Source organism: Micromonospora foliorum (genome assembly GCF_022229015.1).
GTDB lineage: Bacteria > Actinomycetota > Actinomycetes > Mycobacteriales > Micromonosporaceae > Micromonospora > Micromonospora foliorum.
This window is the reverse complement of sequence record NZ_JAKKFF010000585.1, coordinates 1-26,553: the sequence shown is the minus strand read 5'-3', so window position 1 is coordinate 26,553 and position 26,553 is coordinate 1. Positions and strand designations below refer to the sequence as shown.

Sequence of the window (26,553 nt, the reverse complement as noted above, 5' to 3'; positions counted from 1 at the left end):
ACCGGGGTCGGGCCGCACGGCGCCGCAACCGGGGCCGGGCCGACCGGCGCCGCGACCGGCATCGGACCGAGCGGCAAAGGACCAACCGGCGGAGGGTTGAGCGGCACCGGGCCGACCGGCACCGGGCCGTCCGGCGATTCGGCGGGGCCGACGAGGCGCGGGCCGTGGCGTCGGGGGCGGGCCATTCTGACGGTGGGCGGTGCCGTGATCGCCGCGGTGGCGCTGGCCGGGTCGCTTGGCGACTTCAGCAATCGTCGACAGGGACAGAGCGTTGCGCCGACCGGCAGCGGCCCGGGCACCACCACGGTGGGGATGCCCCGCACCGAGGAGCCGACCGACGGGGGCGACACCGGACCGTCCGCCACCAGGAACACCCCGTCCGCTACCCGGACCGGCCCCCCGACCGGTCCGGGCGGAATAGCGGCCCCGGCCCCGACGACCACCACCGCAGGTCCGACCCCGACCGGGGCCACGCCGACTCCCACCCCGGCCGCCGGCGTACCCGTGGATGCGCGCGGCGGGACGGTCACCGTTCGCTGCGTGGGAAGCTTGGTCGAGGTGGTCGCGGTGGTGCTCGCGCCCGATTTCCGGGCCGAGGCGTACGACCCGGGCCCGGCAAGGCAGGTCGTGGTCGAGCTGACCTCCGCGGAGTACCGCAGCGAGATCCGGGCGCAGTGCCCCGATGGCCAGCTGAGGCCGAAGGTCAAGGAACGCGCCGCCTGATCGGGGGCCGGCGGGTGCCGCGCCCGGGACGTACCCGGGACGCGGCCCCCCGTTCCCGCCGGCCGGTCCGTCACCGCCCGGCCAGCGCACCCCAGCCCGGGTTCACCGGCTCCCGGCGCAGCGGCATGCCCGCCTCCGCTGGCGTCCGGTCCCCCTTGCGCTGGTTGCAGGCGTAGCAGGCGGCGGTGGTGTTCCGCCAGGTGTTCCGGCCGCCGCGCGAGCGGGGCAGGATGTGGTCGATGGTGGAGGCCGGGCCACCGCAGTACGCGCAGCACCGGTCGTCGCGGCGCAGCACGCCGGCGCGCGACCAGGCTGGCCCGGAGTTGAACCTCCACCGGGTGACGACGAAGCGGACCAGCCGCACCACCCGGGGCACCGGGAAGACCCCGATCACCTGGTCCGGCTCGGCCTCGTGGATCTCGGCCACCCGACGGCAGAGCATGCGGACGGCGTGTTGAACAGTGACCCGGTGCAGCGGGCCGAGGTCGGCGTTGATGACGAGGACGGCGTCCACCGGGATCTCCTTCCGTGCTGATGACGAACAAGGCGATGACGAACAAGGCGATGACGAACAGGAGCGATGAGGGACGGACAGCAAGAAGCCGCCCGGTCCGGCTGTCGGACGGGGCGGCTCGGCGCGTACGGGTACGCGTCAGTCGGGCCGGCCCGCCCGGGGACCTTCCGCTCGGTAACCGTCACCGGGCAGCGTCGACGGCACGGTGGTGACGTGCGACATCGTCATGAGCTGCTCCCGCGGTGGTGGTTGACCTTGCGCGCTCACGGTAGGTCGACGCGGGACGCGCGGGCAACGTATTTCGATCGGCCGGCTTCCTCGGGACGCCGCTGGCGGCGGGTGCGGGGAGCGGCTTTCGCCGAGACCTGGGCGGTGGTCAGCGGCCGGTTCAGCCGCAGGGCCATCCGGGCGGTGAGTTCGCTGTCCAGCAGGGGCCGGTTGACCTCACCGGCGACGGCGAGGGCGGGCCCGGAGACCGACCGCCAGATCGCGGCCAACCCGGCGCCGAGGCCCACCAGGGCGACGGTGGCCCGCGTGGTCGGTGAGCCGGCGGCCGCGGCGGCACTCACCCCGACGACCGCGAAGAGCACCAACAGCAGGGGTACGAGCACCGGCCAGAAGATTCCCCGGGCCGCCTGCGCCACCAGCCGCCGGTCCCGGATGATCAGATTTTTGGCGATCACCGCGTAGTCCTCCTCGTCGAGCAGGTCGCGGGGGTGCAGGCCGCCGGTGAGCACGTCGCGCCAGAGGTCACCCTGGCCGCGCAACGCTCGGCTGAGGGTGGCGGGTGTCGGCTCGGTCGGGTCCCCGTGGCCGGCGCGGTCGACAGCGCTCGCCCAGGCGGCCAGCGACCGGCGCACCACTGCGGCCGAGTACGGGGGCAGCACGCTGGCCAGCTCGTCCAACCACCTGCTGATCTGGACCTGTCGGCCGCCGAACTGCCTCAGCAGCTGCGTGACGTCGCCGGCTCGGACGGTGTCGGCCACCGATCGGCCCAGCCGGTAGGCCAGCCCGACCCGGTGGTTGGCGGCCATCGCCCAGCGCAGCACCTCCACGTTGAGGTCGTCGAGGGCGAGCAGCAGCGGCACCGGGTCGGCGGGGTCGGGCTGACCCAGGTCGGGGAGGAGGGCTCGGGCGGCCGACGTGTCGGGCACCGGTCCGGTGTGCCGGGTGAGGTCGGCGATCTGGGCCAGGGCGACGTCCACCCCGTCGAGGTACATCCGCATCCGCCGGTGGGCGGACATCTCGGTGAGGTTGGAGAGTTTGGCCGGCGGTACGGCCGGGCGGGCCTCGACGAAGGCGCGCGGCTGGGCCTGCTGCCCGTGGTGGTAGGCGTCGGCCATCCACCAACCCAGCCGGAGCGCGGTGACGATGCAGGCGCGCTCGTCGCGGATCAGCGGGTACGCGTCGTCGCGGCCGATCTCGTCGATCGACGAACCGTTCTCCGCGCCGGCGCGGTGCAGTGGTGACATCTCCCGCTGCCCTCCCGCCCGGCCGATCGACGGTTGATCATTCGAGCGTACGGCAGCGTACGGTGGCTTATGTTGTGTTTTGTCGATTTGGCCTGGTGCGACCGGCCAGCAGCCCGCGCGGTCGGATCGAGCGCACCGGCTCGGCCGCGCCACCCTCGGCGCGCAGGATGTGGTTCGCGGCGATGATCCCGGTCGCGGCCGAGCGTTCCATCAACGCGCTCGGGAAGTCCGTGGCGATGCCGTCGCCGGCCAGGTAGAGGCCGTTCGCGTCGGTGCGTACCCCCGGTCGCCAGGCGTGGCTGCCCGGCGTGAACGCCGGCGCCTGCGCCTCCACCCGGGCCCGCAACTCGCGGACCCGCAGGTCGCCGGCCTCCGGCCAGAGCGTGACCAGCTCGCGGCGCATCCGCTCGGCCAGTTCCCCGGCCGGCACGCCGGGCTCGCAGGCGTACGCGTGCAGCTCGATGACCGACCCGCCGGTCTGCCGCGCCCAGCGCCGCGGCTCGTTCTCCAGCCGGTGGTAGAGCGTCACCGAGTCCAGAGTGGGCTGGCGGGACACCCCGCTGAACACGGCCCGCTCGGCGGTCACGTCCCCGTCACACCAGTAGCGCGCCACCGCGTACGGCGGGCCGGGGGTGCCGAAGGCCGGCATCCGTGCCGCCAGCTCGGGTGCCTGCTCGGCCAGGTCCGGGGAGGCGGCGACCAGGGTGGCGAGCGCCGGCGGGTCGACGGCGAGCACGACGTGACCCGCCGGGTGGCTGCCGCCGTCGGTGGTCGTCACCCGCCAGCCCTCGGCGTCGCGGTGCACCGCGGTGGCGGCGCAGCCGGTGCGGACCCGGCCGCCGTGCTTCTCCACGTGCCGGGTCAGCGGCTCCCAGATCGCCGTGGCGTAGTCCTCGTCGGGGCAGTCGAAGGCCAGCCCCTCCGGGTTGCCGAGCAGGTAGAAGTGGAACTGCGCGACCATCTCGGCCGCCGACATCTCCGCCTCGTGGTTGAAGAACGAGTGCGAGAAGACCTCGAACAGCATCGCCCGCGCCCGGTCCGGCAGTCGCAACGATGCCAGCAGCTCGTCTGCGGTGGTGTCGTCCAGGTCGGCGTAGGTGCGCACCGGGTCGTAACTGAGCAGCGGCAGCGCCGCGTCCCGGTCCATCAGTCGCAGGTCGGCCAGGCGCAGGCTGGGGCTGCGCAGCAGCAGCGCGAGCAGGTTCGCCGGCGGCGCGGGTGGCAGTTTGCCGAACTCCTCGGTCGGCCACTGCTCGCTGAGAATCGGGTAGCCCGGAATGGGCTTGAGGAAGCCCAGGTCACTGTCGACCCGGCGGAGGATGGACCGCCAGTTGTAGTACTGCCGGAAGAACGCGTGGAAGCCGTGCTCGTTCCGCTGGCTGCCGTCGGCGAGCGCCTCCGGCCAGGCGCCCAGTCGGCCGCCGAGCGTCGGTGCCGCCTCCAGCACGGTGACCGCCACACCCCGTTCGGCCAGCACCACCGCCGCCGACATGCCGGCGATGCCGCCACCCACCACAAGCGCCGTGGTCGGCCGCGGCACGCGGTTGGCGCCACCTCCGCCCGGGTCCACCTGGTGCTGTCGTACGCCGATCAGCCGACCTACCACTTGCGACAGCGCCATGGGCCCAGTCTGCCCCACCTGCGGGTCCAGGGCCTGTTCACAGCCCTAGTCGGTCGGTAGGCAACGGCGGGGGCGGTCGGAGGCGGGCCAGACGTACTCCAGATCCTCCGGCACGTCGTCGCCGAACAGCGGGCGGTAGTGCGCCGGGTCCTTGCGCAGCAGCGACGAGCGGTGACTCAGGTGCAGGTCGTCGCGGCCCAGCCACGGCGGCAGCTCACCGGCCCGCGCCAGCTCGTCCTGGGTCCGTACGACGCCGCCCCCACAGGCGGCGGCGAGGTCGACGGTCATCGTGGCGGCGCAGGTGTCGGCCCGCCCCGGCTCGGTCCAGGCCGCGCACATGTCCAGCCCGTAGCGGACGAGCGCCTCCTCGTACCCGGCCCACATCTTCACGGCCGGGTGGTTGCGCCACCCGTACCCGGGTCGGGTGAGCCCGCGCAGCACCTGGATGGCCTCCACCCGCTGCTTGCCCAGCCGCTTCTGGTCCAGCGCGCGGGCGCTGGCCAGAAAGCCCGGGTACGGGAGGAACGTCTGCATGTCGCTGCTCTACCCGTCGCCGGGACGGACATACCTGGACACGGGATGATCCGGACGGGGTCGCCCACCGTGGCCGTGCTGATTACGATCCGGGCATGGCGGAGCCGTGGCGGGACCGGGCGCAACGGGCGGTCGAGTGGAACTGGCGGCTGCGGTCCGTCGGTGATCCGCGTCCGCACTACGTGATCTGCGGGAAGGACGCGCTCGCCTACTACGTGGCCCGGGCGATGCTCGAATCCGAGCTGCCGACGGGTGGAGCCCGGGTGACAGTCGTGGTGCCGGAGCGTTACCGCAGCAACGGGCCGGACGTGGCCGGGCTGCGCGGGGTCCGGGTGGTCCGCTCGGACCGGCTGGACGTGGCCACCTTCGAGGCCGCCGGCCTGGCCGGCGCGACCGGGCTGGCGCTGCTGCACCAGGACGACGTGGGCAACCTGCACGCCGCGCTCTGCGCCCAGGCTGTCGACCAACGGGTTCGGCAGGTGCTGCGGATGTTCAACGGCACCCTCGCCGACGGCGTACGCAAGCTGCTCAAGGCCCCGGTCGAGGTGCTCTCGGACGCCGAGATGGCCGCGCCGGCCTTCGTGGCCGCCGCGCTCAACGAGGTCGACCCCAGTTCCTTCCAACATCGGGACAAGACGCTGCGGGTGGCGCGTCGGGCCGACGTCCGGCCGCAGGACGTGGTCTGCGCGTTGGCGCACCTCAGCGAGGCGCAGGGGGTGGAGCTGCTGCCGGCCGATCAGGCGGGCGCCGACCTGGTGCTCGCCGAGGCGACCGGTCAGCCGCCGGGCACCGAGGTCGCCGCCCGTCGGCTGGTCCGGGCGCGTCGGCGGCGGCGCCCGGTCGCGGTGGTGATGGGAGCGGTACGAGGGTTCGCCACCCGCAAGATCGGCATCGCGGTGATGGCGGTGCTCGCGCTGATCGCGGTGCTGGGGGCGCTGATCTCCCGTGCCGAGGACGTCTCTCCGCTGGAGGCGCTGTACCTGACGCTTGTCACCACCCTCAGCGGCGCCGACCCGGACACCACCAAGACGGCGGACGCCCAGATCATGCAGGTGGTGCTCAACCTGGCCGGGTTGGCGCTGATCCCGCTGATCACCGCCGTCGTGGTCGACGGCATCGTCAACGCCCGGCTGGCCCTGCACACCGGCCGGTTGCAACCCGCGCGGGTCGGGCACGTGGTGGTGATCGGCCTGGGCAACGTCGGTACCCGGGTGATGGCGCAACTGCGCGAGTACGACGTCGAGGTGGTGGCGATCGACAAGGACCCGGAGCCGCGCGGCGCGGCCCTGGCCCGCCAACTGGAGGTGCCGCTGATCGTCGGCGACGCCGCGTTGCCGGAGACGCTGGCCGCCGCCTCGGTGGCCGACTGCCAGGCGCTGGTGGTGGCGTCCACCGACGACGTGGCCAACCTGGAGGCGGCGCTCGCCGCCAGCGATCTCCGTGCCGACCTGCGCGTGGTGCTTCGGCTCTTCGACGGTGACTTCGCCGAACGGGTGGAGGAGACGTTCGCGCTCGGGGTGTCCCGGTCGGTCTCCTACCTGGCGGCCCCGGCCTTCATCGGGGCGCTCACCGAACGCGCCGTGATCAGCACCATCCCGGTCGACCGGCACGCGCTGCCGGTCGCCGAGGTGCCGGTCGCCCCCGGCTCCGAACTGGACGGCCGACCGCTGGACGTGGTCAACCGGGACGGGCAGGTCCGGCTGATCGCCCGCACCCCGGCCGGCGGTGCCAAGACGATCTGGTGGAAGGACCTCGACCCCCGGCAGGTGATCTTCGCCGGTGACCGGCTGACCGTGGTCGCCAGGCGGCGCGGGTTGGACTGGCTGACGCGGCAGTGCGCCCCGCCCGCCCACCCGGGGCCGGTCCCTCGGCCGGCCGGGCCGGTCCACGGCGGGGTGCGCACCCCAGTGCCGGCGTCTCCTCCGGTGCCCGGGCCGACGGACTCTGGGGTCGCCGCGTCCGCGCCCGGCGCGGTGCATCCTGTTCCTCCCGCCGGAGACGCTTCCTCGACAACCAATGGCGGCCCAGCCGACGAATTCGAGCTGACCCGTCGGCATGACGGGGCCCGCGAGGTGAGCTGACGCCACCGGTGCGTCCGCTGCGGCTGTCCGGCTCGGGCGGCGCCATTTCCGACGAAGCTACTTCTGGTTCGCTCAACTCTTTGGGCAATGAAAAGGCAGCGCGGTACCGTGTGGTACTGTTTGGCCATGGAAAGGATCACGCTACGGGAATTCCGTGATGGCGCGGGTCGGGTGCTGGACGGTGTCGAGCGCACCGGCGAGCCGGTCGTCATCACGAAGTACGAACGGCCTGTTGCCGTGCTCGTCGGCATTGACGAGTGGGAGGAAATCGAGGCGTTCCGCGATAGCAGGGACTCGGCGGTGATTGCCCGTTCTCGTGCCGATGGCCAGTTCGTGCCGCTGTCGGCGGCGCTCGAGTCGCTCGGGGTCGATCCCCGTGAAGTGGAGGCGCTGCTGTCCGACAGAGCCAGCGGCGAGGCGGCGTGAAGGTTCAGATCGACCGGGACGTGCTGGTCTGGCTGCACAAGCAGCCACGCAACGTATTCCTGACCGTCCTGGGCGCGATCCTCGGCTTGGTCTCCGATCCTGCGCCGCAAAACTCGACCGAGATGCGCGACGGATCTGGACGTCGTTTGCGAGTCGGTGACTACCGGGTCCTATATCGCCTCGACGGAGACGAGTTGACCATCCACGACGTCGGTCATCGTAAGGACGTCTATTCATGAACCACCCAGCTCTGCGCCTTGTCCGGCCGGGACGGAGCTGACGGTCGAAGGCTGGCGGATCGGTCAGCCCGGAACCGGGCGGCACTGAGCGACAATCCATGGCATGCGTTTCCGCATCCTGGGGCCGACCCAGGTGGTGCTGGCCGACGGGCGAGAGGTCCCCGTGGGCGGTCCGCGGCTGCGCGCATTGCTGGCGCTTCTCCTGCTCGACGCCGGGCGGGTGGTCTCCGCCGAGCGGCTGATCGACGGCCTGTACGGCGAGCATCCGCCCCGGGGCGCGGCCAACGCGCTCCAGTCCCAGGTCTCGCGGCTGCGTCAGGCCCTGTCCGCCGAGCACGACCCGGTCGAGTTCCACCCGGCCGGTTACCGCCTCGCCGTGGATCCCGACGATGTCGACGCGCACCGGTTCGAACGGCTCGCCGAGGCGGGGCACCGCGCGCTCGTCGACGGCGACTGGCCCCGGGCGGCGACGGTGTTGCGCGAGGCGCTGGAGCTGTGGCGGGGTCCCGCGCTGGCCGATGCCATCGGCGCAGCCGGCGCGCCCGCGCAGGCGGCCCGGCTGGACGAACTGCGGTTGGCCGCCGTCGAGGATCGGGTCGAGGCCGACCTGGCGTTGGGCGTGCACGGCGCGTTGGTCGCGGAGCTACGCGAGCTGGTCGTCGCGCATCCCCTGCGGGAGCGCTCGCGGGGCCAGCTCATGCGTGCGCTGGCGGCACTGGGTCGGCCGGCGGAGGCGCTGGCCGAGTTCGAGGACGCCCGGCGCACGTTGGCCGAGCAGCTGGGCGCTGACCCGTCGGCGGAGCTGGCCGCGATTCACCTCGCGGTGCTGCGCGGTGAGGAACGCGGGTCGGCCGAACCGGTGCTGCCGAGTCAGCTCACCACCTTCGTCGGGCGCGAGGAGGAGCTCACGCGCGTCGGCGGGCTGCTCGACGAGCGCCGGCTGGTCACCCTCACCGGCCCGGGGGGTGCGGGCAAGACGCGCCTGGCGATCGAGGCGGCGGGCCGAGTCGCCGGTGAGGTCCGCTTCGTCGAGCTGGCCGGGCTGGCCGACGGTTCGGACGTACCGCAGGCGGTGCTGAGCGCGCTCGGCCTGCGCGACGCGGGGCTGCGCGCCCCGGCCGAGGCGGGCTGGCAGACCACCGATCGGCTGGTCGAAGCGCTCGCCGAGCGTCGACTGCTGCTCGTGCTCGACAACTGCGAGCACGTCCTCGTCGACGCGGCCCGGCTGGCGGCCCGGTTGCTGAGCGCCTGCCCGGCGTTGCGCGTCCTGGCCACGAGTCGGGAGCCGCTCGGGTTGGCCGGTGAGGCGCTGTGCCCGCTGTCCGGGCTCACCCTGCCACCGCTCGGCGCGTCCGCGTTGGACGCCGACGAGTACGCGGCGGTCGGCCTCTTCGCCCAACGGGCCGTCGACGTGGCACCCGACTTCACCGTCACGCCGGCCAACGTCGAGATGGTGCTGCGGATCTGTCGCGGCCTGGACGGCCTGCCGTTGGCGATCGAGTTGGCCGCCGCGCGGCTGCGGGCGCTGTCCGTCGCCGAGGTGGCCGCCCGTCTCGACGACCGGTTCCGACTGCTGTCGACGGGCAGCCGGGCCGTGTCGCCGCGACACCGAACCCTCCGGGCCGTGGTCGAGTGGAGCTGGGATCTGCTCGACGACGCCGAACGGGAAGTGGCCCGACGGCTGACCGTCTTCGCCGGTGGGGCCACGCTCGAGGCGGCCGGGCGGGTCTGCGGCCTGCCCACCTCCGAGTTCGTCGACGCGCTCACCGGTCTGGTCGACAAGTCCTTCGTGGAGATGACCGGCGGCCGGTACCGGATGCTCGAAACGGTGCGAGCCTTCTGCGCGGAGCGGCTCGCCGAGGCCGGCGAGGCCGACCGGTTCCGTCGCGCGCACACCGCGTACTTCCTGGAGTTCGCCTGGACCGCCAGCGACCAACTCCGGTGCGCGGAGCAGCTGCACTGGCTACGACGGCTCGACGCGGAGCGGGACAACCTGCATGCGGCGTTGCGCCGGGCCACGGCCGCCGGTGACGCGTCCGACGCGGCCGGGATGGTCGCGGCCCTGTCGTTCTACTGGTGGCTGCGCGGCATGCGCGGGGAAGGGGCGCGGCTGGCCGCCGACGTCCTCGAACTGCTCGGCACCGAAGCGCCGCCGGGGCTGAGCGAGGAGTTCGCCCTCTGCGTCTACAACGCCTCGCTCGCTGGCTCCGGCCACCTGCCGTCCCTCGGGACGCAGCGGTCCGTGATCCGCAGCCTGGACCGGGCGCCCCGGCAGCCCTTCCTGCTGTACCTGTCGGGGATCTCGACCGGACCGCCGTCCGGCGGCGCCGAGAACGTCGACGAGCTGATGGGGGAGCTGCGACGGCTCGTGGGCCCGGACCCGTGGATCAACTCGCTCGGCGCGATGGGCAGCGGCTCGGCGCTGATGTGGAGCGACCAATGGGACCGGGCCAGGGCCGCGCTGGCCACCGCGCTCGACGGCTTCCGAGGCACCGGGGACCGGTGGGGCACCATGATCACGCTCGGTGCGCTCGGCGAACTGGCCGCCTGGCAGGGCGACCCGGAGACGGCGGGCGCCCACATGGATGAGGCCATGGGACTGGTCGAGGCGCTCGGGTCGGCCGTCGACCAGGCCGACATGCTCCGTACCCGGGGCGAGATAAGGCTGCGCGCCGGTGACCTCGCGGCGGCGCACGACGACTTCGCCGGCGCGCTGGTCCTCGCGCAGCGCAGCGGCGCGCCCGAGTTCGTGGCCAGCGCCCGGCTCGGCCTCGCCCAGGTGGCGCGCGGACGCGGGGACCTGGCCGCCGCGAGGCGGTACTGCGAGGAGGCGTTGACCGGCGGGCTCACCGGCTGGTACGTCGGCGAGGCCGCCCGGGCGGAGATCATCCTCGTCCTGAAGGAGATCACCGAGGCGGAGAAGGCCGGTGCGCCGCCGTCAGCGCACGGTGCGTGATCCGTCAGCGCCCCACCGCACCGTGGGGGCATGACGACATTCGAGGTGGTCGCCGAGGGTCTGGGCAAGCGGTACGGCCCGACCCGCGCGCTCGACACGTTCGACCTGACCGTGCCGGCCGGCACGGTCCACGGACTGCTGGGACCGAACGGCGCGGGCAAGACGACGGCCGTACGGATCCTCACCACGCTGCTGCGCTTCGACACGGGAAAAGCCACCGTGGCCGGGTACGACGTGCTGCGCCGGCCGGACGAGGTGCGCGCCCGGATCGGCCTGACCGGGCAGTACGCCGCGGTCGACGAGATCCTCAGCGGCCGGCAGAACCTGGAGCTGTTCGGCCGGCTGTTCCGGCTCGGCCGACGGGAGGCCCGTCGACGCGCTGGCGAACTGCTGGAACGGTTCGGGCTCGACGAGGCGGCGAGTCGGTCCGCCGGTGAGTACTCGGGTGGGATGCGTCGCCGACTGGACCTCGCCGCCAGCCTGATCCGTACACCGCGGGTGCTCTTCCTGGACGAGCCGACGACCGGCCTGGACCCGCGCAGTCGCAACCAGGTGTGGGATCTGGTCCGCGGTCTCGTGGCGGACGGGACCACGGTGCTGCTCACCACGCAGTACCTGGAGGAGGCCGATCAGCTGGCCGACCGGATCTCGGTGATCGACGCCGGTCGGGTGGTGGCCGAGGGCTCGCCGGACCAGCTGAAGGCGATGACCGGCGGCGACCGGATCGAGGTGGTGGTCCGCGACGCGGTCGAGCTGGACCACGCGGCCCGCCTCGTCGCCGTGATCTGCGGCGCCGAGCCCGAACTCGACCCGGAGATCCGACGGCTCAGCGTGCCGGTGGTCGATCGCGTCGCCGGCCTGGTCGACGTGGTACGCGCGCTTGACGACGCCGGGATCGCGGTCGAGGACATCGGCCTGCGGCGCGCGACGTTGGACGAGGCGTTTCTGCACCTGACCGGGCACCGGCCGGACGAGGCCCGCGAGCCCGTGGCCGCGGGACGAAAGGCGGACGTGGCATGACCACAGTGATCGCCGACGGCTGGACGATGACCAGGCGGAACATGACCCACGTGATCCGCGCGCCGGAGGAGCTGATCCTCTACTTCTCGCTGCCGATCATGTTCGTCCTGGTCTTCGGGTACGTGTTCGGCAGCGGCATGCAGGTGTCCGGTGGTGGCAACTACCGCGAGTTCCTGCTGCCGGGGGTCTTCGTGATGACGATGCTCTACGGGCTGGGAGCCACCGCGACCGGCGTGGCGCTGGACCTCAGCCGGGGCGTGGTCGACCGGTTCCGGTCGATGCCGATGGCGCGGTCCGCCCTGATGACCGGTCGCAGCGCCGCCGACCTGCTGCGCGCCCTGCTGGAGATGTCCACCCTGTTGATCTGCGGCCTGCTCGTCGGGTGGCAGTGGCGACAGGGGGTCGGCAAGGCGTTGCTCGCCGTCGGTCTCCTCCTGCTGCTGCGAATCGCGATCACCTGGGTCGGGATCTACCTGGCGTTGCTGGTCCGCAACCCGGAGACGGTCGGTGTGATCGTCTTTCCGGCGGCGTTCCCGTTCACCGCGATCTCCAATGTCTTCGTGTCTCCCGAGCTGATGCCGTCGGTCATCGGGACGATCTCGGAGTGGAATCCGTTGTCGGCCACCGTCGCGGCGATCCGCGAACTGTTCGGCAACCCGGGCCTGGGTGGTGACTCCTGGCCGGCGGAGCACGCGATGCTGTTGGCGGTGCTGTGGCCGGCGCTGCTGATCGCGACGTTCGCCCCGCTGGCGGTGCGCCGATACCACCGGCTGAGCCGCTGAACCCCCGCGCCGGTAGCCTCTCCGGGTCACCGGCGCGCGAGGCGCAGCGCGTACCAGGCGGCACCAGCCGCGAGCACACCGAACCCCGCGAGCACGCTGGCCACGGGCAGGTTGACCGCGAGCAGTAGACACCCGGCCAGCCCCAGGCCGGCGAGCACCTGCACCGGCAGTCGACGACCAGACTCCCGACCCAGGGTGAGCGCCGCCGCGTTGGTGATCGCGTAGTAGACGAGCACCGTGCAACTGGAGAAGCCGATCGCGTCGCGTACGTCGCCGAGCAGCACCACCACGATTACCACGGCGGCGACCGCCAGCTCGGCGCGGTGCGGGACCTGGTGCACCTGGTGCACGGCGGCCAGCGCGCCGGGCAGGTCACGGCGGCGGGCCATGGCGAGGGTGGTCCGGCCGACCCCGGCGACCAGGGACAGCAGCACCCCGACGACCGCGATGGTGGCACCGGCGCGGACCACCCAGGCCAGGCCGGGCAGCCCGGCGGCGGTCACCACGTCGGCCAGGGGCGCGGCGGAATCGGCCAGCCGGTCGGCGCCGAGCACGCCGAGGGTGACCACGGCCAGCACCAGGTAGATCACGAGCACCACCCCGAGCGCGAGCGGCACCGCGCGCGGGATGGTCCGCTGCGGGTCGCGGACCTCCTCACCGAGGGTGGCGATCCGGGCGTACCCGGCGAAGGCGAAGAACAGCAGCCCGGCGGCGGTGAGCACACCCCGCGCCGAACCGCCGGGCTCGCCGAGCCGGTCCAGGTGCACCGGCCCGCCCAGCACACCGGCGACCGCGACGAGGACCAGCACCGCGAGCACCAGCCCGACCAACACCCTGGTCACGACGGCGGTCTTGCCGATGCCGCGCAGGTTCACCGCGGTCACCGCGAGTACCGCGCCGACGGCGACCAGCCGGGCCTGGCCCGGCCAGAGGTACGCCCCGACGGTCAACGCCATCGCCGCGCAGCTCGCCGTCTTGCCCACCACGAAGCCCCAACCGGCCAGAAACCCGGCGAACGGCCCGAGGCGCTCCCGGCCGTAGACGTAGGTGCCGCCGGACTCCGGGTAACGGGCCGCGAGCCGCGCCGAACTGGTCGCGTTGCAGAAGGCGACGAAGCCGGCCAGCACCAGCGCGGGCAGCAGGCCGGCGCCGCCGGCCGCCGCCACGGCCGGGCCGAAGACCACGAAGACGCCCGCGCCGAGCATCGAGCCCAACCCGATGACAACCGCATCGGGTACGCCCAGCCGCCGCGCCAGTTGATTCACAGGTGGAAACCTTAGGGGTACGAGGTGAACGGCCGATCCCATGCGCGTGACCGGCCGGGGAGCGGCACGCCGTCCCAGGGTGCCCGGTGCAGCAGCCGGTCCAGGAGCAGGCCCAGCAGCAGCCCGGCCACCGAGTCGGTCAGCCAGTGCCAGCCGAGGTAGGTGGTGGTGGTGAGGACGACCAGCGGCGGCACGACGCGGATCACGGTGACGAGCCGGGCCGGCAGTTGGCGGCCGAAGTTGCGGGCCAGCGGGGCGAGCAGCAGCGCGATGACCCCGTACCAGACGATCGCGTTGGCGACGTGCCCCGACGGGTAGGACTGAGCGAACCGCACCGGCAGGTCGTCGTGGAACAGCGGCAGGGTCTGCTCGGGCGCCAGGAACGGTTCCTTGACGCTGGCGCTCGGCGCCGCCCGCGCGGTCCAGATCTTGAGCGGGCCGATCGTCAGGTTGGTCAGCACGAACGCGACCACCGGCGGCAGGATCGGTCGCACCGACCGCAGCCGGACGGCCAGCAACACGCCCAACCCGGCGGCGATCAACGTGAGCGGGGTGCCCTGGCCGAGGAAGTTCAGCACCCGGGCGACCCAGTACGCGGCGGCCGGTCGGTGCCCGTCGGCCCAGTCGGCGACCGCCCGGTCCAACCCGAAGAGTTGGTCGGCGGCGAGCGCCACCGTCAACCCGACCAGACCGATCAGCAGAAGCGCGTCGAACCACCAGCCGGCCGGGCGGACGGGCCGTAGCCGCAGGTCACGTCGTACCGCTGTGGGTTTGAGCACGCGACCACGCTACCGGCCCGGCGCGAGGCCCGGGTGTGCGGCGCTGTGGGCCCAACCACGAACAGGGGCGGATGCGGGGGCGACCAGTCATGCTTGTGCCCGTGCGGATCACGTCTGCCCTCGTGGACCCGGCGCTGCTCGACCTGCCCTGGTCGACACCGCTGGAGGAGTGGCCTGCCCAACACCTGGTCGCGCTGCCGCAGGGCATCTCCCGGCACATCGTCCGGTTCGTCCGGTTGGGCGAGTACGTGTACGCGTTCAAGGAGACCCGCGAGCGGATCGCCGAGCGCGAGTACGACCTGCTCCGGGCCCTGGAACGGATCGACTTCCCCTCGGTCGAGGCGGTGGCGGTCGTCGCCGACCGGCAGACCGAGGACGGCGAGCCGCTCGAATCGGTGCTGATCACACGGCACCTGCAGTTCTCGCTGCCGTACCGGGCGCTCTTCTCGCACACCCTCCGGCCGGAGACGATGAGCCGGCTGCTCGACGCGCTCGCCGCCCTGATCGTGCGGATGCACCTGACCGGCTTCTTCTGGGGCGACTGCTCCCTGTCGAACACGCTGTTCCGGCGGGACGCGGGCGCCTTCGCCGCCTACCTGGTGGACGCGGAGACGGGTGCCCTGCACAACTCGCTCTCCAACGGTCAGCGTGGCGAGGACCTGGAGATCGCCCGGGTGAACATCTTCGGTGAGGCGCTGGACCTCCAGGCCGCCGGCCTGTTGCACGAGTCCATCGACCCGGAGGTGGTGTGCGAGGAGGTCGTGCAGCGCTACGAGCGGCTCTGGCACGAGATCACCTATGAGCAGGCGATCGAGCGGGAGGCGCGGCACGACATCGAGGGCCGGATCCGCCGCCTCAACGAACTGGGCTTCGACGTCGCCGAGGTGGCCATGTCGTCAATCGACGACGGGCGCTTCCTGGTCCGACCGAAGGTCGTCGACGCCGGCTACCACACCCGGCGGCTGCTGCGGCTGACCGGGCTGGACGCCGAGGAGAACCAGGCCCGCAAGCTGCTCAACGACCTCGACGCCTATCGCGCGGAGAGCGACCTGATCGACGAGCAGCAGGCCGCCCACCGCTGGCTCACCGAGGTCTTCGAGCCGGTGGTCCGGGCCGTTCCCGCGCACCTGCGCCGCAAGCTGGAGCCGCAGGAGCTGTTCGCCCAGATCATCGAGCACAAGTGGCTGCTCTCCGAGAAGGCCGGCCGGGACGTCGGGATGCGCCACGCGGTCCAGTCGTACCTGTCCGACGTGCTGGTGCACCGCCCCGACGAGCAGGCCGTCCTCGGCGTCGAGGTCCCCGCCATCGGCTGAGCTGGGCCTCCGCCTGCTCCGCCTGGCGTTGGCAGTCCGTGGTAGACGCCTTTGGAGCTGATGTCGCAAACGAATCGGCGCACGGCCTCACGTCCGGTCGCGCGGCGTCGTACTGCTGCTCGCCGCCCATCCCGTCGCGACGAGGCTGATGTCGTAAGCGATTCAGCTCCAAAGGCTCTGCGAAGTACACATCGGACCCGGCCGAGACGACCCGGCAGATACGAGCGGCGACGGGACGCCCCCGTTACTCCACCCAGGAGCCTCCGCGCAGCACCCGCACCACGTTGAGGTCGTCGTCGAGCACCACGAGGTCGGCGCGGAGACCCACCTGGAGCGCCCCGACCCGGTCACCCAGGCCGATGGCCCGCGCGGGGGTGGTGGCCACCATCCGTGCGGCGTCGGCGATCGGGATTCCGGCGTTCACCGCGTGGCGCAGCGTGGCGTCCATGGTCAGGGTGCTGCCGGCGATCGCGCCGTCGCGGGCGAGCCGGGCCACCCCGTCGGCGACGGTGACGGCCTGGCCGCCCAGTTCGTACTCGCCGTCGGGCATTCCGGCGGCGGCCATCGCGTCCGTGACCAGCGCGGCGCGGTCCGGGCCGGCGGTCGCCGTGACGAAGGTCAGCATGCCGTCGTGCAGGTGCACCCCGTCGGCGACCAGCTCGCAGATCACGGTGGGCGCGTCGAGCAGGGCCACCACCGGCCCCGGCTCGCGGTGATGCACCGGCCGCATCCCGTTGAACAGGTGGGTGCCGACACTGGCGCCGGCGGCGACCGCGGCGCGGGTCTGCTCGTACGTGGCGTCGGTGTGGCCCACCGCCGCCACCACCCGCTGCGCGGTGAGCAGCTTGATCGCCTCCAGCGCGCCGTCCCGCTCCGGGGCGAGGGTCACCATCCGGATGGCGCCCCGGCCCAGCTCGATCAACTCGGTCAGCTCGTCGGTCGACGGATCGCGCAGGTACTCCGGGTTCTGCGCGCCGCAGCGGGCGGCCGACAGATACGGCCCCTCGAAGTGGACCCCCGCCAACACGCCCTCGTCGACCAGCGGGGCGAACGCCTCGGTGGCCGTACGCATCAGCGGAAAGGGCGCGCTGACCAGGCTGGCCAGCAGCGTGGTGGTGCCGTGCGAGAGGTGGAAGTCGGCCGCCTTGCGGGCCTCGTCGGCGTCACCGGTGGTGAAGGTGTGCCCGCCACCGCCGTGCGTGTGCATGTCGACGAAGCCGGGCAGGATCCAGTGCCCGTCGCGCACCGACGGATATTCGGCCACCGCTGTGATCCGATCGCCGTCCCACTCGACGCAGCCCTGTCGGACGACTCCGGTCGGGGTCACCACTCGGCCGTTCACCCGTACGGTCATCGCTTCTCCTGATGGTCACGGACACCCACGGCGTCCAGGGCGAGCAGGGCGGCACCGAGGCAACCGGCCTCGTCGCCGAGGGCTGCCGCGACCAGCTGCGGCTCCCGGTGGAAGGTCATTCGTTCGTGCAGCGCCGCCCGCAGCGGGGTCAGCAGTCGATCCCCGGCCTGGGCCAGGCCGCCGCCGAGCACGATCGTCGCCACGTCGAACAGCGCCTGCCCGGTGGCGAGGCCGTCGGCGAGCGCCTCGACCGCCTCCTGCCAGACCTGGCCGGCGAGCGGTTCGCCGGCTGCGGCCCGCTCGGCCACCTCGGCTGCGGTCACCGGAGCGTCGGGGGTCTCGCCGGCGAGTTCGGCGTAGCGGCGGCCGATCGCGGCGGCTGACGACACCGCCTCCAGACAGCCGGGGCGGCCGCAGCCGCACCGCGGACCATCGGGCCGGACCAGGATGTGGCCGATCTCCCCGGCGGCGCCGTGGGCCCCCACGGCGGCCGTGCCGTCGACGACGTGCGCGGCGGCGATGCCCGTGCCGATCGCCACGAACAGCACGTGCCCGGTCCCGCGTCCGGCGCCGAGCCGGGCCTCGGCGAGACCACCGACCCGCACGTCGTGGCCGAGCGCCGTCGGCAGGCCGAGCCGCTTCACCGTCAGGTCCCGCAGGGGTACGTCCCGGAAGCCGACGTTCGCCGACCAGACCGCGACACCGCGTGCCTCGTCCACCACCCCGGGCACGGCGATGCCGACCGCGATCGGGGTGAGCCCGTCGGCGCGGGCCTTGTCGGCCAGCCCACCGGCCACGTCCAGGATGGTGCCGACCACGGCGGCCGGGCCGCGGGCGGCGCCGGTGGGGTGCCGCTCGGTGCGCACCACGACGCCGTCCGGTCGGACCAGGGCACACTTCATGCCGGTGCCGCCGACGTCCAGCGCAACGACCACGCGGTCGTCGCTCACGGTGCCATCTCGGTTCGCGACTGCGGGGCTCGCAACCCCGGCTCACTCCTCGCGCTCACGCCAGCACCACGGACCGGGTCAGGTGTCGGGGCGCGTCCGGGTCGAGGCCCCGGCTGGTCGCCAGCGCGACCGCGAAGCGTTGGGCCAGGATCAGGTCGGCCATCGGGTCGACCGGGGTACGGCCGGCGGACCAGCTACCCAGGACCGTGCGCCAACCGTGCGTGCGGCTGTGCACGAAGGCCGCGCCGGTGGCCGCCACGTCCTCGGGCAGCCCGTCGGGCAGCTCACCGAACGCCCAGACCAGCCGGCCCGGCGCGGCGACCGAGATGGGCCCGTGCCGGTAGTCCATCGCCGGGTACGCCTCGGCCCAGAAGGTGGCCGCCTCGCGGCACTTCAACGCCGCTTCCTGGGCCAGCCCGATCGTCCAACCCCGACCGAGGAAGGTGGCCTGCTCGATGGTGGCCGGGTCGATCGGCAGCGGGGATCGCACCGCCACCTCGGCGTCGGCGGCGAGTGCGGTCACCGGGTCGCCGAGCTGGGCCCGGAGCAGGGCCAACGCGGTGGTCGCGAAGCGGGTCTGCACCACCGACCGTTCGTCGGCGAAGGGCATGGCCACGGTGGCGCTGGCCAGCTCGACCGCCGGGGACGTGGGGTCACCGACGATGACGGTGGTGGGTGTCTGTCCGCGCAGCGCGGCGAGCAGTTCCAGCACCTCGGTGGTGGTGCCGGAACGGGTGATCGCGATCAGCCGGTCGTAGCGGCGGCCGGCGGGGAACTCGGACGCCTGGAACGCGTCGGTCTCACCCTGGCCGGCCTGCTCGCGGCGGGCCGCGTACGCCATCGCCATGAACCACGACGTGCCGCAACCGACGACGGCGACCCGCTCCCCGGGGCGCGGCAGGTCACCGCGGACCACCTCGGCCAGCCTGGCCGCCTCCCGCCAGCAGTCGGGCTGGCTCGCGATCTCCGCGTCCACGTACGCCATGGGAAACTCCTCGCAGGGGCGATCGGTGCGCAATACGGCTCGTTAGGCCCGCATTTCGCGCGTTATTCTGCGCGAACGCGGGTGACCATGGCAACCGACCCGTCGATCGCGCAGGTCAGTCTTTTGCGCAAGCCTAGTTTCGCGCACTAGTGTGCACGCAATCAATCACCGTCCGTGCAGTTGCTGGGAGGGCCCCCGCAGTGGACCGGTACGCCAGATGGAACGCCCTGCTCGAAATGCTGACCGACAACGGCCGGGTCAGCGTCGAGGCGGCAGCCGAGCGGCTGGGCGTCTCCCAGGCCACCATCCGGCGTGACTTCGACCAGCTCGCGCAGCAGCAGATGATCACGAGAACCCGGGGCGGCGCGGTCGCCAACGGCGTGTCGTACGACCTGCCCCTGCGCTACAAGACGGCCAAGCACTCGGCCGAGAAGCAGCGGATCGGGGCGGCCGCCGCGGCGCTCGTCACGCCGGGCACCGTGGTCGGCCTGAACGGCGGCACCACCAGCACCGAGGTGGCGAGGGCCCTCGCCGTGCGACCGGATCTGAACACCAGCGCCGAGGGTGCCCAGCTCACCGTGGTGACCAACGCGCTGAACATCGCCAACGAACTGCTGGTCCGATCCCGGATGAAGGTCGTGGTGGCCGGCGGCGTGGTGCGCCCGAAGTCGTTCGAGCTGGTCGGCCCGCTGGGCGGGGCGCTGCTGCGCGAGGTCACCCTGGATGTCGCCCTGCTCGGGGTGGACGCCATCGACCCGCAGCTCGGCGCCGCTGCCCACCACGAGGGTGAGGCGGCGATGAACAACCTGATGGTGGCCCGCGCCAAGCGAGTGGTGATCATCGCGGACTCGTCCAAGCTGGGCGGTCACGCCTTCGCCCGGATCTGCCCGGTCGAGCGGGTGGAGACGCTGGTGACCGACTCCGGTGCCGCCCCGGAGTTGGTGGACGCGTTCCGGGCTGCCGGCGTACAGGTCGTCTGCGCCTGAGCGGTCACGCTCCGTCAATGAATTAGCCCGATCGGCGCGTCGATGCATACCGGGTATTGCGCGCTCCTGCATACCGCGTATGGTGTCGGCTGTCACGCCCACCCATCGGGGGAGGTGCAGCTTGCCAGCTGTCCTGGAGATCGAAGGTCTACGTAAGACGTACAAGAGTCGTCGACGCGGCACCCGCAACGCGCTCGACGGCTTCGACATGCGGGTCGACGCGGGGCAGGTGCACGGCTTCCTCGGCCCCAACGGGTCCGGCAAGACCACCACGCTGCGTACCCTGCTCGGCCTGATCCGACCCGACGGCGGCCGGATGGCGCTGCTCGGCCACGAGGTCCCCGACGCGCTGCCCACGGTCGCCGGCCAGGTCGGCGCGATCGTGGAGAGCCCGCAGTTCTTCCCGCACTTCACGGCCCGGGACACGCTGTTGCTGCTCGCGGGGGCGGGCGAGGTGCCGGCCGTCCGGGTCGACGAGGTGTTGGAACTCGTCGGGCTGCGTGACCGGTCCGGCGAGCGGGTCAAGACGTACTCGTTGGGCATGAAACAGCGGCTCGCCGTGGCCTCGGCCCTGCTGAAGAACCCGCAGTTGCTCATCCTCGACGAGCCGGCCAACGGCCTCGACCCGGGCGGCATCCGGGAGATGCGCACGCTGATGCGCACCCTCGCCGAGTCCGGAATGACAGTGGTGCTGTCCAGCCACATCCTCGGCGAGATCCAGCTGATCTGCGACTCGGTCACCATCATCTCGCTGGGCCGGCGGGTCGCGTTCGGCCCGGTCGACGAGGTGCTCGCGCAGCACTCGTCCGGTGCGGTCCGGATCCGCCTGGAGGCGGTCAGCGACCTGCCGGTGGCCACCGAGGCGCTCACCGAGGCGGGGATCCGGGTCACCGGTCACCCGGACCACCTGATGCTGGCCGGCGTCGACAAGCCGGCGTCGGTGACCCGGCTGCTCGCCGAGAAGAACCTCTACGTCAGTGAGCTGGCGCCGATCGCCGTCGATCTGGAGAGCGTCTTCCTCGAACTGACCGCCACCGCACCGGTACCCGGTCAGCACCGGCAGGTCGACGAGTCCATGAAGGTCGGCGGAACGGGTCAGCCCGGTCCCGCCGGGGGAGGGTGGGGCGCGTGAGCCTCTTTCGTACGGAGCTGCGCCGGCTCAGCAAGCGGCGCTTCACCCGCTACATGACGCTGCTCGGCCTGCTGGTGCTGGCCGCGGTGGTGGTCGGGGTGTTCTTCACCAACCAGAAAATCGACGCCGGTCAGCTCGCCCGGGCCGAGCGTCAGGCCGACCAGCAGTACCAGGAGCAGGTGCGCTGGAGCGAGCAGGAGCGCGTCGCGTGTGAGCAGGCCAAGACGGCCGGCACGGCGACCGACGGCCGCTACCCGGACGACTGCTCGATGATCACGGCCCCGTCCCGGGACCAGATCGAGGCGAAGTGGTTCCTGCCCTCGACGTTCGACTTCAAGGAGACGTTCGACGAGACACTGATCCCGTTCGCGGCGATCCTCGCCCTGGTCGGGTTCGTCATCGGCGCGTCCTTCGTCGGCGCCGAGTGGAGCACCGGCGGCATGATGAACCTGCTGCTCTGGCGGCCGAAGCGGCTCACCGTACTGCTCACCAAGCTGGCCGCGCTGCTCACCGGCATCCTGGCGGTGACGCTTCCGGCCGCGGTGCTGTGGTTCGCCGGGTTCTGGGCGGTCGCCAACTTCCGGGGCAGCACCGAGAAGATGACCTCGGGGGTCTGGCAGTCGTTCATGCTGACCGGCGTACGCGGTGTGGTGCTGGTGTTGGTGCTCACCACCATCGGCTTCGCCCTCGCCTCGCTGGGTCGGCACACCGCGATGGCCCTCGGTGGCGTGGTGGCGGTGATGGTGGTCGGCCAGTTCGGCCTGGGCATCCTGCTGTCCATGGCGAGCGTGCGGTTCGCCGAGGCCTGGCTGCTGCCCACGTACGCGCTGGCCTGGATGACGAAGACGGTCACGTTGCAGGACTGGAACTCCTGCAACGCGACCTACTACGGGGAGTGCAAGCCGGCCACGATGGACATCACCTGGCAGCAGTCCTCCGTCCTGCTCTCGGTCGGGGTGGTGGTGATCCTCGGGGCGGCGCTCTGGGCGATGCGTCGCCGCGACATCTCCTGACCTGACCGAAGTGACGCGGCGCGGCCGACCCGGCCGTCGGGGTTCCCGGCGGTACGGACCGGCCGCGCCGCTTGCTGCGTCCCTGGTCGTCGCTGGCTAGGCTGAGCGACATGTCCGCCGACACCACCCCGGCCGCCCCCGAGCCGTCCACCGACGCTCGTCCGGGTGAGGTCGCGGGTGCTGCCGGGCCGATCGTCCCGAATCCCCGACCGGCGCCGCCCATCGAGAGCGCCGACGAGCCGGCGCCGCCCGCTGACCCCGCGCCGGGGCTGACCCAACGGGAGCGGGCCATCCTCGCGTTCGAGCAGCAGTGGTGGCGACACGCCGGCGCCAAGGAGCAGGCCGTCCGGGACACCTTCGGGATCTCGTCGACCCGGTACTACCAGTTGCTCAACGGCCTGCTCGACAATCCGGCCGCACTCGCCGCCGACCCCGTGCTGATCAGCCGACTCCGCCGGTTGCGCTCGTCGCGCGCCCGCAACCGCCGCCGCTGACCGGGCCGTCCTCTCCCGCACCGGGGGGCCCGAATCCGACTGTTCCATCCGCTCACGACCGCGCTGCCGGCCTTTCCCGCCCAGGCCGGCCGGCCCAGCCGCATGCCGGCTGACCAGGCGGGTAGGCGGGGGGCGTCCCGGGGTCGCACGCGACCTCGGGCCCAGGAAGGGAGCGGGGTATGACGGCAACGAACCAGAGTGGCACAGGACAGCAGGCCCGACAGGAGGCCTCCCGGGTCGGCCAGCAGGCCGCGCAGGCCGGGGGTCAGGTCGCCCACGCCGCCGCTGAGCAGGGCGGGCAGGTGGCCGCGGAGGCGCGGAGACAGGCCCAGCAGTTGACCGGTGAGGCCACTGGGCAGCTGCGCGACCAGGCGCAGACGCAGCAGCGGCGGGCCGCTTCGGGCCTGCGCGACCTGGGTCAGAACCTCAGTTCGATGGCCGAGCGGGACGGCGATTCCGGGCTGGCCGGTCAGGTGGTACGCAAGGCGGCCGACGCCGCCCAGCAGGCCGCCGGCTGGCTCGACCAGCGCGAACCCGGCGAGGTGCTCGACGAGGTTCGCACGTACGCGCGGCAGCATCCGGCGACGTTCCTCGCGGGCGCGGCGGTGGCCGGGCTGCTGGTCGGGCGGCTCACCCGTGGCCTGACCGCGCCGGCCTCGGGCCAGGGTGGAAGCGCCTCCGGTGCTCCGTCAGCCGGGCAGGGCGCACCGGCGGACGCCGGCCAGCAGCCGTACGTGGGGACGGCAAGGGCGCAGAACGTCTCGGCCGCCAGTCGGCAGCAGTCGGACCTGCCCGGCGGGGTGGCGCCGTGAGCGCCCCGGAGAAGGAGCGGACCCAGGCCTCGGTCGGCGAACTGCTGGGCGAAGTGACCCGGGACGTCTCCACTCTGATGCGCAAGGAGGTCGAGCTGGCCAAGGCCGAGCTGCGCGAGGAGGTCAGTCAGGCAGGCAAGGCCGGCGGCATGTTCGGCGCTGCGGGGCTGGCCGGGTTCCTGGCGGTGCTCTTCGTGTCGTACGCCCTCTGGTGGGGGCTGTCCAACACGATGGACCAGGGGTGGGCGGCGCTGATCGTCGCGGTCATCTGGGCCGCGGTGGCCGGTGGTCTCTTCATCAACGCCCGGACCCAGCTGAAGCGGGCTCGTGCGGTTCTGCCCCGGACGCAGCAGACTGCCCGGGAGCTGCCGGACGCCCTACGGGGTCGGTGAACGAGTCGGGAAGGAACAGGTCATGTCCAGTGATCCGGATCGGATCCGGCGGGAGATCGAGACCACCCGCGACGAGTTGAGCAGTGACGTAGACGCGCTGACCGACAGGGTCAACCCGCGTCGGATCGCCGGTGACCGCGTCGGGCAGGCCCGCGGCGCGTTCGCCCGAGCGAAGGAGAAGGTGATGGGCAGCTCAGGTCACATGGGGCACGAAGCTGGCCAACGGATGTCGAACGTGGCCGGTTCGGTACGCGACGAGACCCGATCGCTCGGGCACCAGTCTCGGGAGGCCATGGGCTCGGTGCGGGACGAGGCGCGCTCACTCGGGCAGCAGTCCCGCGAGCAGGCTCAGGGCAACCCGATGGCCGCCGGCCTGGTCGCCTTCGGAGTCGGCCTGCTGGCCGCCTCCCTCATCCCGCCGAGCGGACGTGAGCGGCAACTCGCCGGACGAGCGCGGAGCATGGTGAGTGAGCACTCCGGTGAGCTGCGCGAGCAGGCGAGCCAGGTTGGCCACCAGATGCAGGACAACCTGCGGGAGCCCGCGCAGCAGGCGGCGCAGTCGGTCCGGTCCAGCGCCCAGCAGGGCGCGTCCGCCGTACGTGACCAGGGCCGTTCGGCCGCCGGTCAGGTGCAGGGAGAGACGCATGCGGCCGTCGACGACATTCGACAGCGCTGACCCGATGGGTGTGCCGGGGCCGGCGCCGGTGATGCGGGTACGCTCCGCGTCCGCGCCGGCCCCGGGCCGCCCGGTCAACGAGGACCTGGTCTTCCGGTTCGGCCCGTTGGTCGGTGTCCTGGACGGCGCGACGGTGCCGGACGGCTTCGACACCGGTTGCGTGCACGGGCCCGAGTGGTACGTGCGGCACCTGGCGGCCCGGATCGGCGTCGCCGAGGCGGTACGCCCGGCCGCCCGGCTGACCAGTAACCTGGCCGCGGCCATCCTCGCGGTGCGTGCCGACCACGGCGAGCAGTGCGACCTCGACCATCCGGGCACCCCGTCGAGCACGGTCTGCCTCCTGCGGGACTGCGGCGACCAGGTGGACTACCTGGTGCTCTGCGACAGCCCACTGGTCCTCGACGTCGGCGGGCAGGTCAGCGTGGTCACCGACAACCGGCTGGACGCGGCGATGGTGGAGCTGCGGGAGACCGTGGCCATGGTGCCGGGCGGCGGCGCCGACCCGGTCACCCGGTTCCGGCACGCAGTGAGCGTGCAGCGGGAGCGGATGAACCGCACCCACGGCTACTGGGTGGCGGCCTCCGACCCGGACGCGGCCTTCCACGCGGTGACCGGGACCGCGCCCCGGCACGGTCCGGGGGCGCTACGGCGGGCGGCGCTGCTCAGTGACGGCGCGTCCAGCGCGGTGGAGCAGTTCGAGCTGACCGACTGGGCTGGTCTGCTGGACCTGCTGAGCACCGACGGTCCGGGCGCGCTGATCGACCGGGTGCGGGACGCCGAGCGTGACCACCCCGACCGGCTGCGCCGGCACAAGTCCACCGACGACGCGTCGGTGGTGTTCTGCGAGTTCGGGTCGGCCGTTTGAGCGTGCGACACCCGGTCGGGTGACAACAGAGCGTGATGTGGAACACCCGAGCCGCCCGACCGGCCGGTACGCCTGTCCGGACCGCCAGTGGATGGCCAATGGGGTGGACTTCGGCCGATGAGGGCGGCAGACTGCGGCACGTGGCGGGTGCGGTCCGGCTGGAGCCGGTGGACGAGCGGAACCTGGAGCCGTTGCTCTCCGTAGCGGCTGCGGAGGCGGAACCCGGTGATGTGATGCCTCCGGTCGAGGCCCCCGCCGGTTGGTCGCTCGCCCGCCGCGAGGCGTTCCGTGAATTCCACCGGGCGAGCTTCGGCGGGCTGGACGGCCCGACCCGTTCGCAGATGTACGCCATCATCGTCGGTGGTGAGGTGCTGGGCATGGTCCGGATGACGCGTTGTGACGAGCCCGGCACGGTGGAGACCGGGATGTGGCTCGGCCGCTCGGCGCGGGGGCAGGGGATCGGCGCGGCCGCCCTGCGGGAGTTGCTGAACGCCGCTGCTCGGGCCGGCATGCGAGCGGTGGTCGCCGAGACGACCACGGACAACATCGGCGCGGTCGCCGTGTTGCAGAAGTGTGGCGCGAAACTGCACGAGACCGGCGGCAAGGTGCGCGCCGAAATCTGTCTCGATTCGACGCCGCCCGCCCTCTGACGACCGTTTTCGCTTTTCGCCTCTCCTGGCAGTCTCCCTGCTCATGACCGACTGAATGTCCGGTCTGGGTATTCCGGTGCCGCATTTCCGGATCTCTTTCGGGCGACGTCGACGGAAATTGTCGTAGCGGTTTCGACATACCGGCGTCGGGTACTGCCGCCCGGGTCCGCAGAGGTGGACGCCTGATTGAAGGCAAGGTTCGCGCTATTCCCCGGTGACCCTTTTCTGGTCCCGACCGGGCAGGCGTCCGGACCCTCGGGGAGCGAATGGAGACCTGATGAAGAACGGAACACGAATCGGGCTGGCGGTGGGCTTCGGCTATCTGCTGGGCCGTCGCCGCAAACTGCGTACCGCGCTCACCCTGGCCGCGGCGGTTGCCGCGGGCCGCGCCAGCCGGGACCCCGGCGGGCTGCTGAAGCGGGGCGGCGCGGCACTTCAGTCGTCCCCCCATCTGAGCAGTATCGGCCGGCTCGGCGGGCCGTTGGTCAACGCCGGCCGGGCGGCCGCGACCGCGGCGGC

25 protein-coding genes and 2 pseudogenes are annotated in these 26,553 nt (G+C 72.5%); 18 read left to right on the top strand and 9 right to left on the bottom strand.

Features of this window, described 5'->3' with window-relative positions:
* Positions 1-723: pseudogene (locus tag PSH25_RS33410) on the top strand (hypothetical protein); the annotation flags it as partial.
* Between the two features lie 70 nt (positions 724-793).
* Here the strand turns inward: PSH25_RS33410 and PSH25_RS33405 are convergent.
* From PSH25_RS33405 to PSH25_RS33390, 4 genes are all read right to left on the bottom strand, one after another.
* Entirely contained in the window at positions 794-1,237 is a 444-nt protein-coding gene (locus PSH25_RS33405; protein WP_238662849.1) for an HNH endonuclease, read from the bottom strand.
* A 263-nt stretch (positions 1,238-1,500) separates the two neighbouring features.
* On the bottom strand, positions 1,501-2,709 hold the full coding sequence (locus PSH25_RS33400; RefSeq protein WP_238662848.1) for a hypothetical protein: 1,209 nt from the start codon (positions 2,707-2,709) through the stop codon (positions 1,501-1,503).
* 67 nt (positions 2,710-2,776) lie between these two features.
* On the bottom strand, positions 2,777-4,330 hold the full coding sequence (locus tag PSH25_RS33395) for a hydroxysqualene dehydroxylase (protein ID WP_238662847.1): 1,554 nt from the start codon (positions 4,328-4,330) through the stop codon (positions 2,777-2,779).
* 45 nt (positions 4,331-4,375) lie between these two features.
* Entirely contained in the window at positions 4,376-4,864 is a 489-nt protein-coding gene (locus PSH25_RS33390; protein ID WP_238662846.1) for an MSMEG_6728 family protein, read from the bottom strand.
* Positions 4,865-4,959: 95 nt separating this feature from the next.
* Between PSH25_RS33390 and PSH25_RS33385 the strand changes: the two genes are divergently transcribed.
* From PSH25_RS33385 to PSH25_RS33360, 6 genes are all read left to right on the top strand, one after another.
* A complete protein-coding gene (locus PSH25_RS33385) occupies positions 4,960-6,945 on the top strand; it encodes a potassium channel family protein (RefSeq protein ID WP_238662845.1) in 1,986 nt (661 codons plus the stop codon).
* Between the two features lie 126 nt (positions 6,946-7,071).
* Complete coding sequence (locus PSH25_RS33380; protein ID WP_238662844.1) at positions 7,072-7,371, top strand: type II toxin-antitoxin system Phd/YefM family antitoxin; 300 nt, start codon at positions 7,072-7,074, stop codon at positions 7,369-7,371.
* Positions 7,368-7,610, top strand: coding sequence for a type II toxin-antitoxin system RelE family toxin (locus PSH25_RS33375; RefSeq protein ID WP_238662843.1), 243 nt, complete (start codon positions 7,368-7,370; stop codon positions 7,608-7,610). The genes PSH25_RS33380 and PSH25_RS33375 overlap by 4 nt, the downstream gene beginning before the upstream one ends.
* 103 nt (positions 7,611-7,713) lie before the next feature.
* Positions 7,714-10,566: an AfsR/SARP family transcriptional regulator gene (locus PSH25_RS33370; protein WP_238662842.1), complete on the top strand. Its 2,853-nt coding sequence runs from the start codon at positions 7,714-7,716 to the stop codon at positions 10,564-10,566.
* Positions 10,567-10,596: 30 nt separating this feature from the next.
* Positions 10,597-11,586 (top strand): ATP-binding cassette domain-containing protein, encoded by a 990-nt coding sequence (locus tag PSH25_RS33365; protein ID WP_238662841.1) that lies wholly within the window; start codon positions 10,597-10,599, stop codon positions 11,584-11,586.
* Entirely contained in the window at positions 11,583-12,368 is a 786-nt protein-coding gene (locus tag PSH25_RS33360) for an ABC transporter permease (protein ID WP_238662840.1), read from the top strand. The genes PSH25_RS33365 and PSH25_RS33360 overlap by 4 nt, the downstream gene beginning before the upstream one ends.
* A 26-nt stretch (positions 12,369-12,394) precedes the next feature.
* On the opposite strand, the gene PSH25_RS33355 is transcribed toward PSH25_RS33360, so the two are convergent.
* Both PSH25_RS33355 and PSH25_RS33350 read right to left on the bottom strand, forming a co-directional pair.
* Positions 12,395-13,633, bottom strand: a complete 1,239-nt coding sequence (locus PSH25_RS33355; protein WP_238662839.1) for an APC family permease — start codon at positions 13,631-13,633, stop codon at positions 12,395-12,397.
* 11 nt (positions 13,634-13,644) lie between these two features.
* Positions 13,645-14,382 (bottom strand): phosphatase PAP2 family protein, encoded by a 738-nt coding sequence (locus PSH25_RS33350; RefSeq protein WP_238662852.1) that lies wholly within the window; start codon positions 14,380-14,382, stop codon positions 13,645-13,647.
* A gap of 119 nt (positions 14,383-14,501) precedes the next feature.
* Here PSH25_RS33350 and PSH25_RS33345 point away from each other — a divergent pair, with 119 nt between their 5' ends.
* The gene (locus tag PSH25_RS33345) at positions 14,502-15,725 is read left to right on the top strand and encodes a DUF4032 domain-containing protein (RefSeq protein ID WP_238662838.1); all 1,224 of its coding nucleotides are present in this window, start codon (positions 14,502-14,504) and stop codon (positions 15,723-15,725) included.
* Between the two features lie 244 nt (positions 15,726-15,969).
* Here the strand turns inward: PSH25_RS33345 and nagA are convergent, their stop codons facing one another.
* Genes nagA through PSH25_RS33330 form a run of 3 tightly spaced genes read right to left on the bottom strand, consistent with a single transcriptional unit; the run spans position 15,970 to position 19,014 of the window.
* Positions 15,970-17,079 (bottom strand): N-acetylglucosamine-6-phosphate deacetylase, encoded by a 1,110-nt coding sequence (gene nagA / locus PSH25_RS33340; RefSeq protein ID WP_238662837.1) that lies wholly within the window; start codon positions 17,077-17,079, stop codon positions 15,970-15,972.
* Positions 17,076-18,029 (bottom strand): ROK family protein, encoded by a 954-nt coding sequence (locus PSH25_RS33335; RefSeq protein ID WP_308193774.1) that lies wholly within the window; start codon positions 18,027-18,029, stop codon positions 17,076-17,078. Before PSH25_RS33335 ends, nagA begins: the two co-directional genes overlap by 4 nt.
* Positions 18,030-18,084: 55 nt before the next feature.
* On the bottom strand, positions 18,085-19,014 hold the full coding sequence (locus PSH25_RS33330; protein ID WP_238662836.1) for an SIS domain-containing protein: 930 nt from the start codon (positions 19,012-19,014) through the stop codon (positions 18,085-18,087).
* 200 nt (positions 19,015-19,214) lie between these two features.
* On the opposite strand from PSH25_RS33330, the gene PSH25_RS33325 reads away from it, so the two are divergent.
* From PSH25_RS33325 to PSH25_RS33280, 10 genes and pseudogenes are all read left to right on the top strand, one after another.
* Positions 19,215-20,000, top strand: a complete 786-nt coding sequence (locus tag PSH25_RS33325) for a DeoR/GlpR family DNA-binding transcription regulator (RefSeq protein WP_238662835.1) — start codon at positions 19,215-19,217, stop codon at positions 19,998-20,000.
* A 121-nt stretch (positions 20,001-20,121) separates the two neighbouring features.
* Positions 20,122-21,132: an ATP-binding cassette domain-containing protein gene (locus PSH25_RS33320; RefSeq protein ID WP_274528306.1), complete on the top strand. Its 1,011-nt coding sequence runs from the start codon at positions 20,122-20,124 to the stop codon at positions 21,130-21,132.
* The gene (locus tag PSH25_RS33315) at positions 21,129-22,145 is read left to right on the top strand and encodes an ABC transporter permease subunit (protein ID WP_238662834.1); all 1,017 of its coding nucleotides are present in this window, start codon (positions 21,129-21,131) and stop codon (positions 22,143-22,145) included. The genes PSH25_RS33320 and PSH25_RS33315 overlap by 4 nt, the downstream gene beginning before the upstream one ends.
* A 110-nt stretch (positions 22,146-22,255) precedes the next feature.
* The gene (locus PSH25_RS33310) at positions 22,256-22,639 is read left to right on the top strand and encodes a DUF3263 domain-containing protein (RefSeq protein WP_238662833.1); all 384 of its coding nucleotides are present in this window, start codon (positions 22,256-22,258) and stop codon (positions 22,637-22,639) included.
* Positions 22,640-22,818: 179 nt separating this feature from the next.
* Entirely contained in the window at positions 22,819-23,451 is a 633-nt protein-coding gene (locus PSH25_RS33305; RefSeq protein WP_238662832.1) for a hypothetical protein, read from the top strand.
* Positions 23,448-23,843: a phage holin family protein gene (locus PSH25_RS33300; RefSeq protein ID WP_238662831.1), complete on the top strand. Its 396-nt coding sequence runs from the start codon at positions 23,448-23,450 to the stop codon at positions 23,841-23,843. Before PSH25_RS33305 ends, PSH25_RS33300 begins: the two co-directional genes overlap by 4 nt.
* A 22-nt stretch (positions 23,844-23,865) precedes the next feature.
* On the top strand, positions 23,866-24,519 hold the full coding sequence (locus PSH25_RS33295; RefSeq protein WP_238662830.1) for a DUF3618 domain-containing protein: 654 nt from the start codon (positions 23,866-23,868) through the stop codon (positions 24,517-24,519).
* Positions 24,488-25,384: a hypothetical protein gene (locus tag PSH25_RS33290; RefSeq protein ID WP_238662829.1), complete on the top strand. Its 897-nt coding sequence runs from the start codon at positions 24,488-24,490 to the stop codon at positions 25,382-25,384. Before PSH25_RS33295 ends, PSH25_RS33290 begins: the two co-directional genes overlap by 32 nt.
* Before the next feature lie 140 nt (positions 25,385-25,524).
* Positions 25,525-26,034 carry a GNAT family N-acetyltransferase gene (locus tag PSH25_RS33285; protein WP_238662828.1) on the top strand — a complete coding sequence of 170 codons (510 nt, stop codon included), beginning with the start codon at positions 25,525-25,527 and terminating at the stop codon, positions 26,032-26,034.
* A 277-nt stretch (positions 26,035-26,311) separates the two neighbouring features.
* Positions 26,312-26,553, top strand: a pseudogene (locus PSH25_RS33280) (hypothetical protein); the annotation flags it as partial.

What these genes read in the sequence shown, in the direction of transcription:
- PSH25_RS33400 (WP_238662848.1), bottom strand. Translation starts at nt 2,709, where the DNA reads ATGTCACCACTGCACCGCGCCGGCGCGGAGAACGGTTCGTCGATCGAC.
- PSH25_RS33290 (WP_238662829.1), top strand. Translation starts at nt 24,488, where the DNA reads ATGCGGCCGTCGACGACATTCGACAGCGCTGACCCGATGGGTGTGCCG.
- PSH25_RS33295 (WP_238662830.1), top strand. Translation starts at nt 23,866, where the DNA reads ATGTCCAGTGATCCGGATCGGATCCGGCGGGAGATCGAGACCACCCGC.
- PSH25_RS33305 (WP_238662832.1), top strand. Translation starts at nt 22,819, where the DNA reads ATGACGGCAACGAACCAGAGTGGCACAGGACAGCAGGCCCGACAGGAG.
- PSH25_RS33390 (WP_238662846.1), bottom strand. Translation starts at nt 4,864, where the DNA reads ATGCAGACGTTCCTCCCGTACCCGGGCTTTCTGGCCAGCGCCCGCGCG.
- nagA (WP_238662837.1), bottom strand. Translation starts at nt 17,079, where the DNA reads ATGACCGTACGGGTGAACGGCCGAGTGGTGACCCCGACCGGAGTCGTC.
- PSH25_RS33385 (WP_238662845.1), top strand. Translation starts at nt 4,960, where the DNA reads ATGGCGGAGCCGTGGCGGGACCGGGCGCAACGGGCGGTCGAGTGGAAC.
- PSH25_RS33330 (WP_238662836.1), bottom strand. Translation starts at nt 19,014, where the DNA reads ATGGCGTACGTGGACGCGGAGATCGCGAGCCAGCCCGACTGCTGGCGG.
- PSH25_RS33395 (WP_238662847.1), bottom strand. Translation starts at nt 4,330, where the DNA reads ATGGCGCTGTCGCAAGTGGTAGGTCGGCTGATCGGCGTACGACAGCAC.
- PSH25_RS33380 (WP_238662844.1), top strand. Translation starts at nt 7,072, where the DNA reads ATGGAAAGGATCACGCTACGGGAATTCCGTGATGGCGCGGGTCGGGTG.
- PSH25_RS33370 (WP_238662842.1), top strand. Translation starts at nt 7,714, where the DNA reads ATGCGTTTCCGCATCCTGGGGCCGACCCAGGTGGTGCTGGCCGACGGG.
- PSH25_RS33310 (WP_238662833.1), top strand. Translation starts at nt 22,256, where the DNA reads ATGTCCGCCGACACCACCCCGGCCGCCCCCGAGCCGTCCACCGACGCT.
- PSH25_RS33345 (WP_238662838.1), top strand. Translation starts at nt 14,502, where the DNA reads ATGCTTGTGCCCGTGCGGATCACGTCTGCCCTCGTGGACCCGGCGCTG.
- PSH25_RS33365 (WP_238662841.1), top strand. Translation starts at nt 10,597, where the DNA reads ATGACGACATTCGAGGTGGTCGCCGAGGGTCTGGGCAAGCGGTACGGC.
- PSH25_RS33360 (WP_238662840.1), top strand. Translation starts at nt 11,583, where the DNA reads ATGACCACAGTGATCGCCGACGGCTGGACGATGACCAGGCGGAACATG.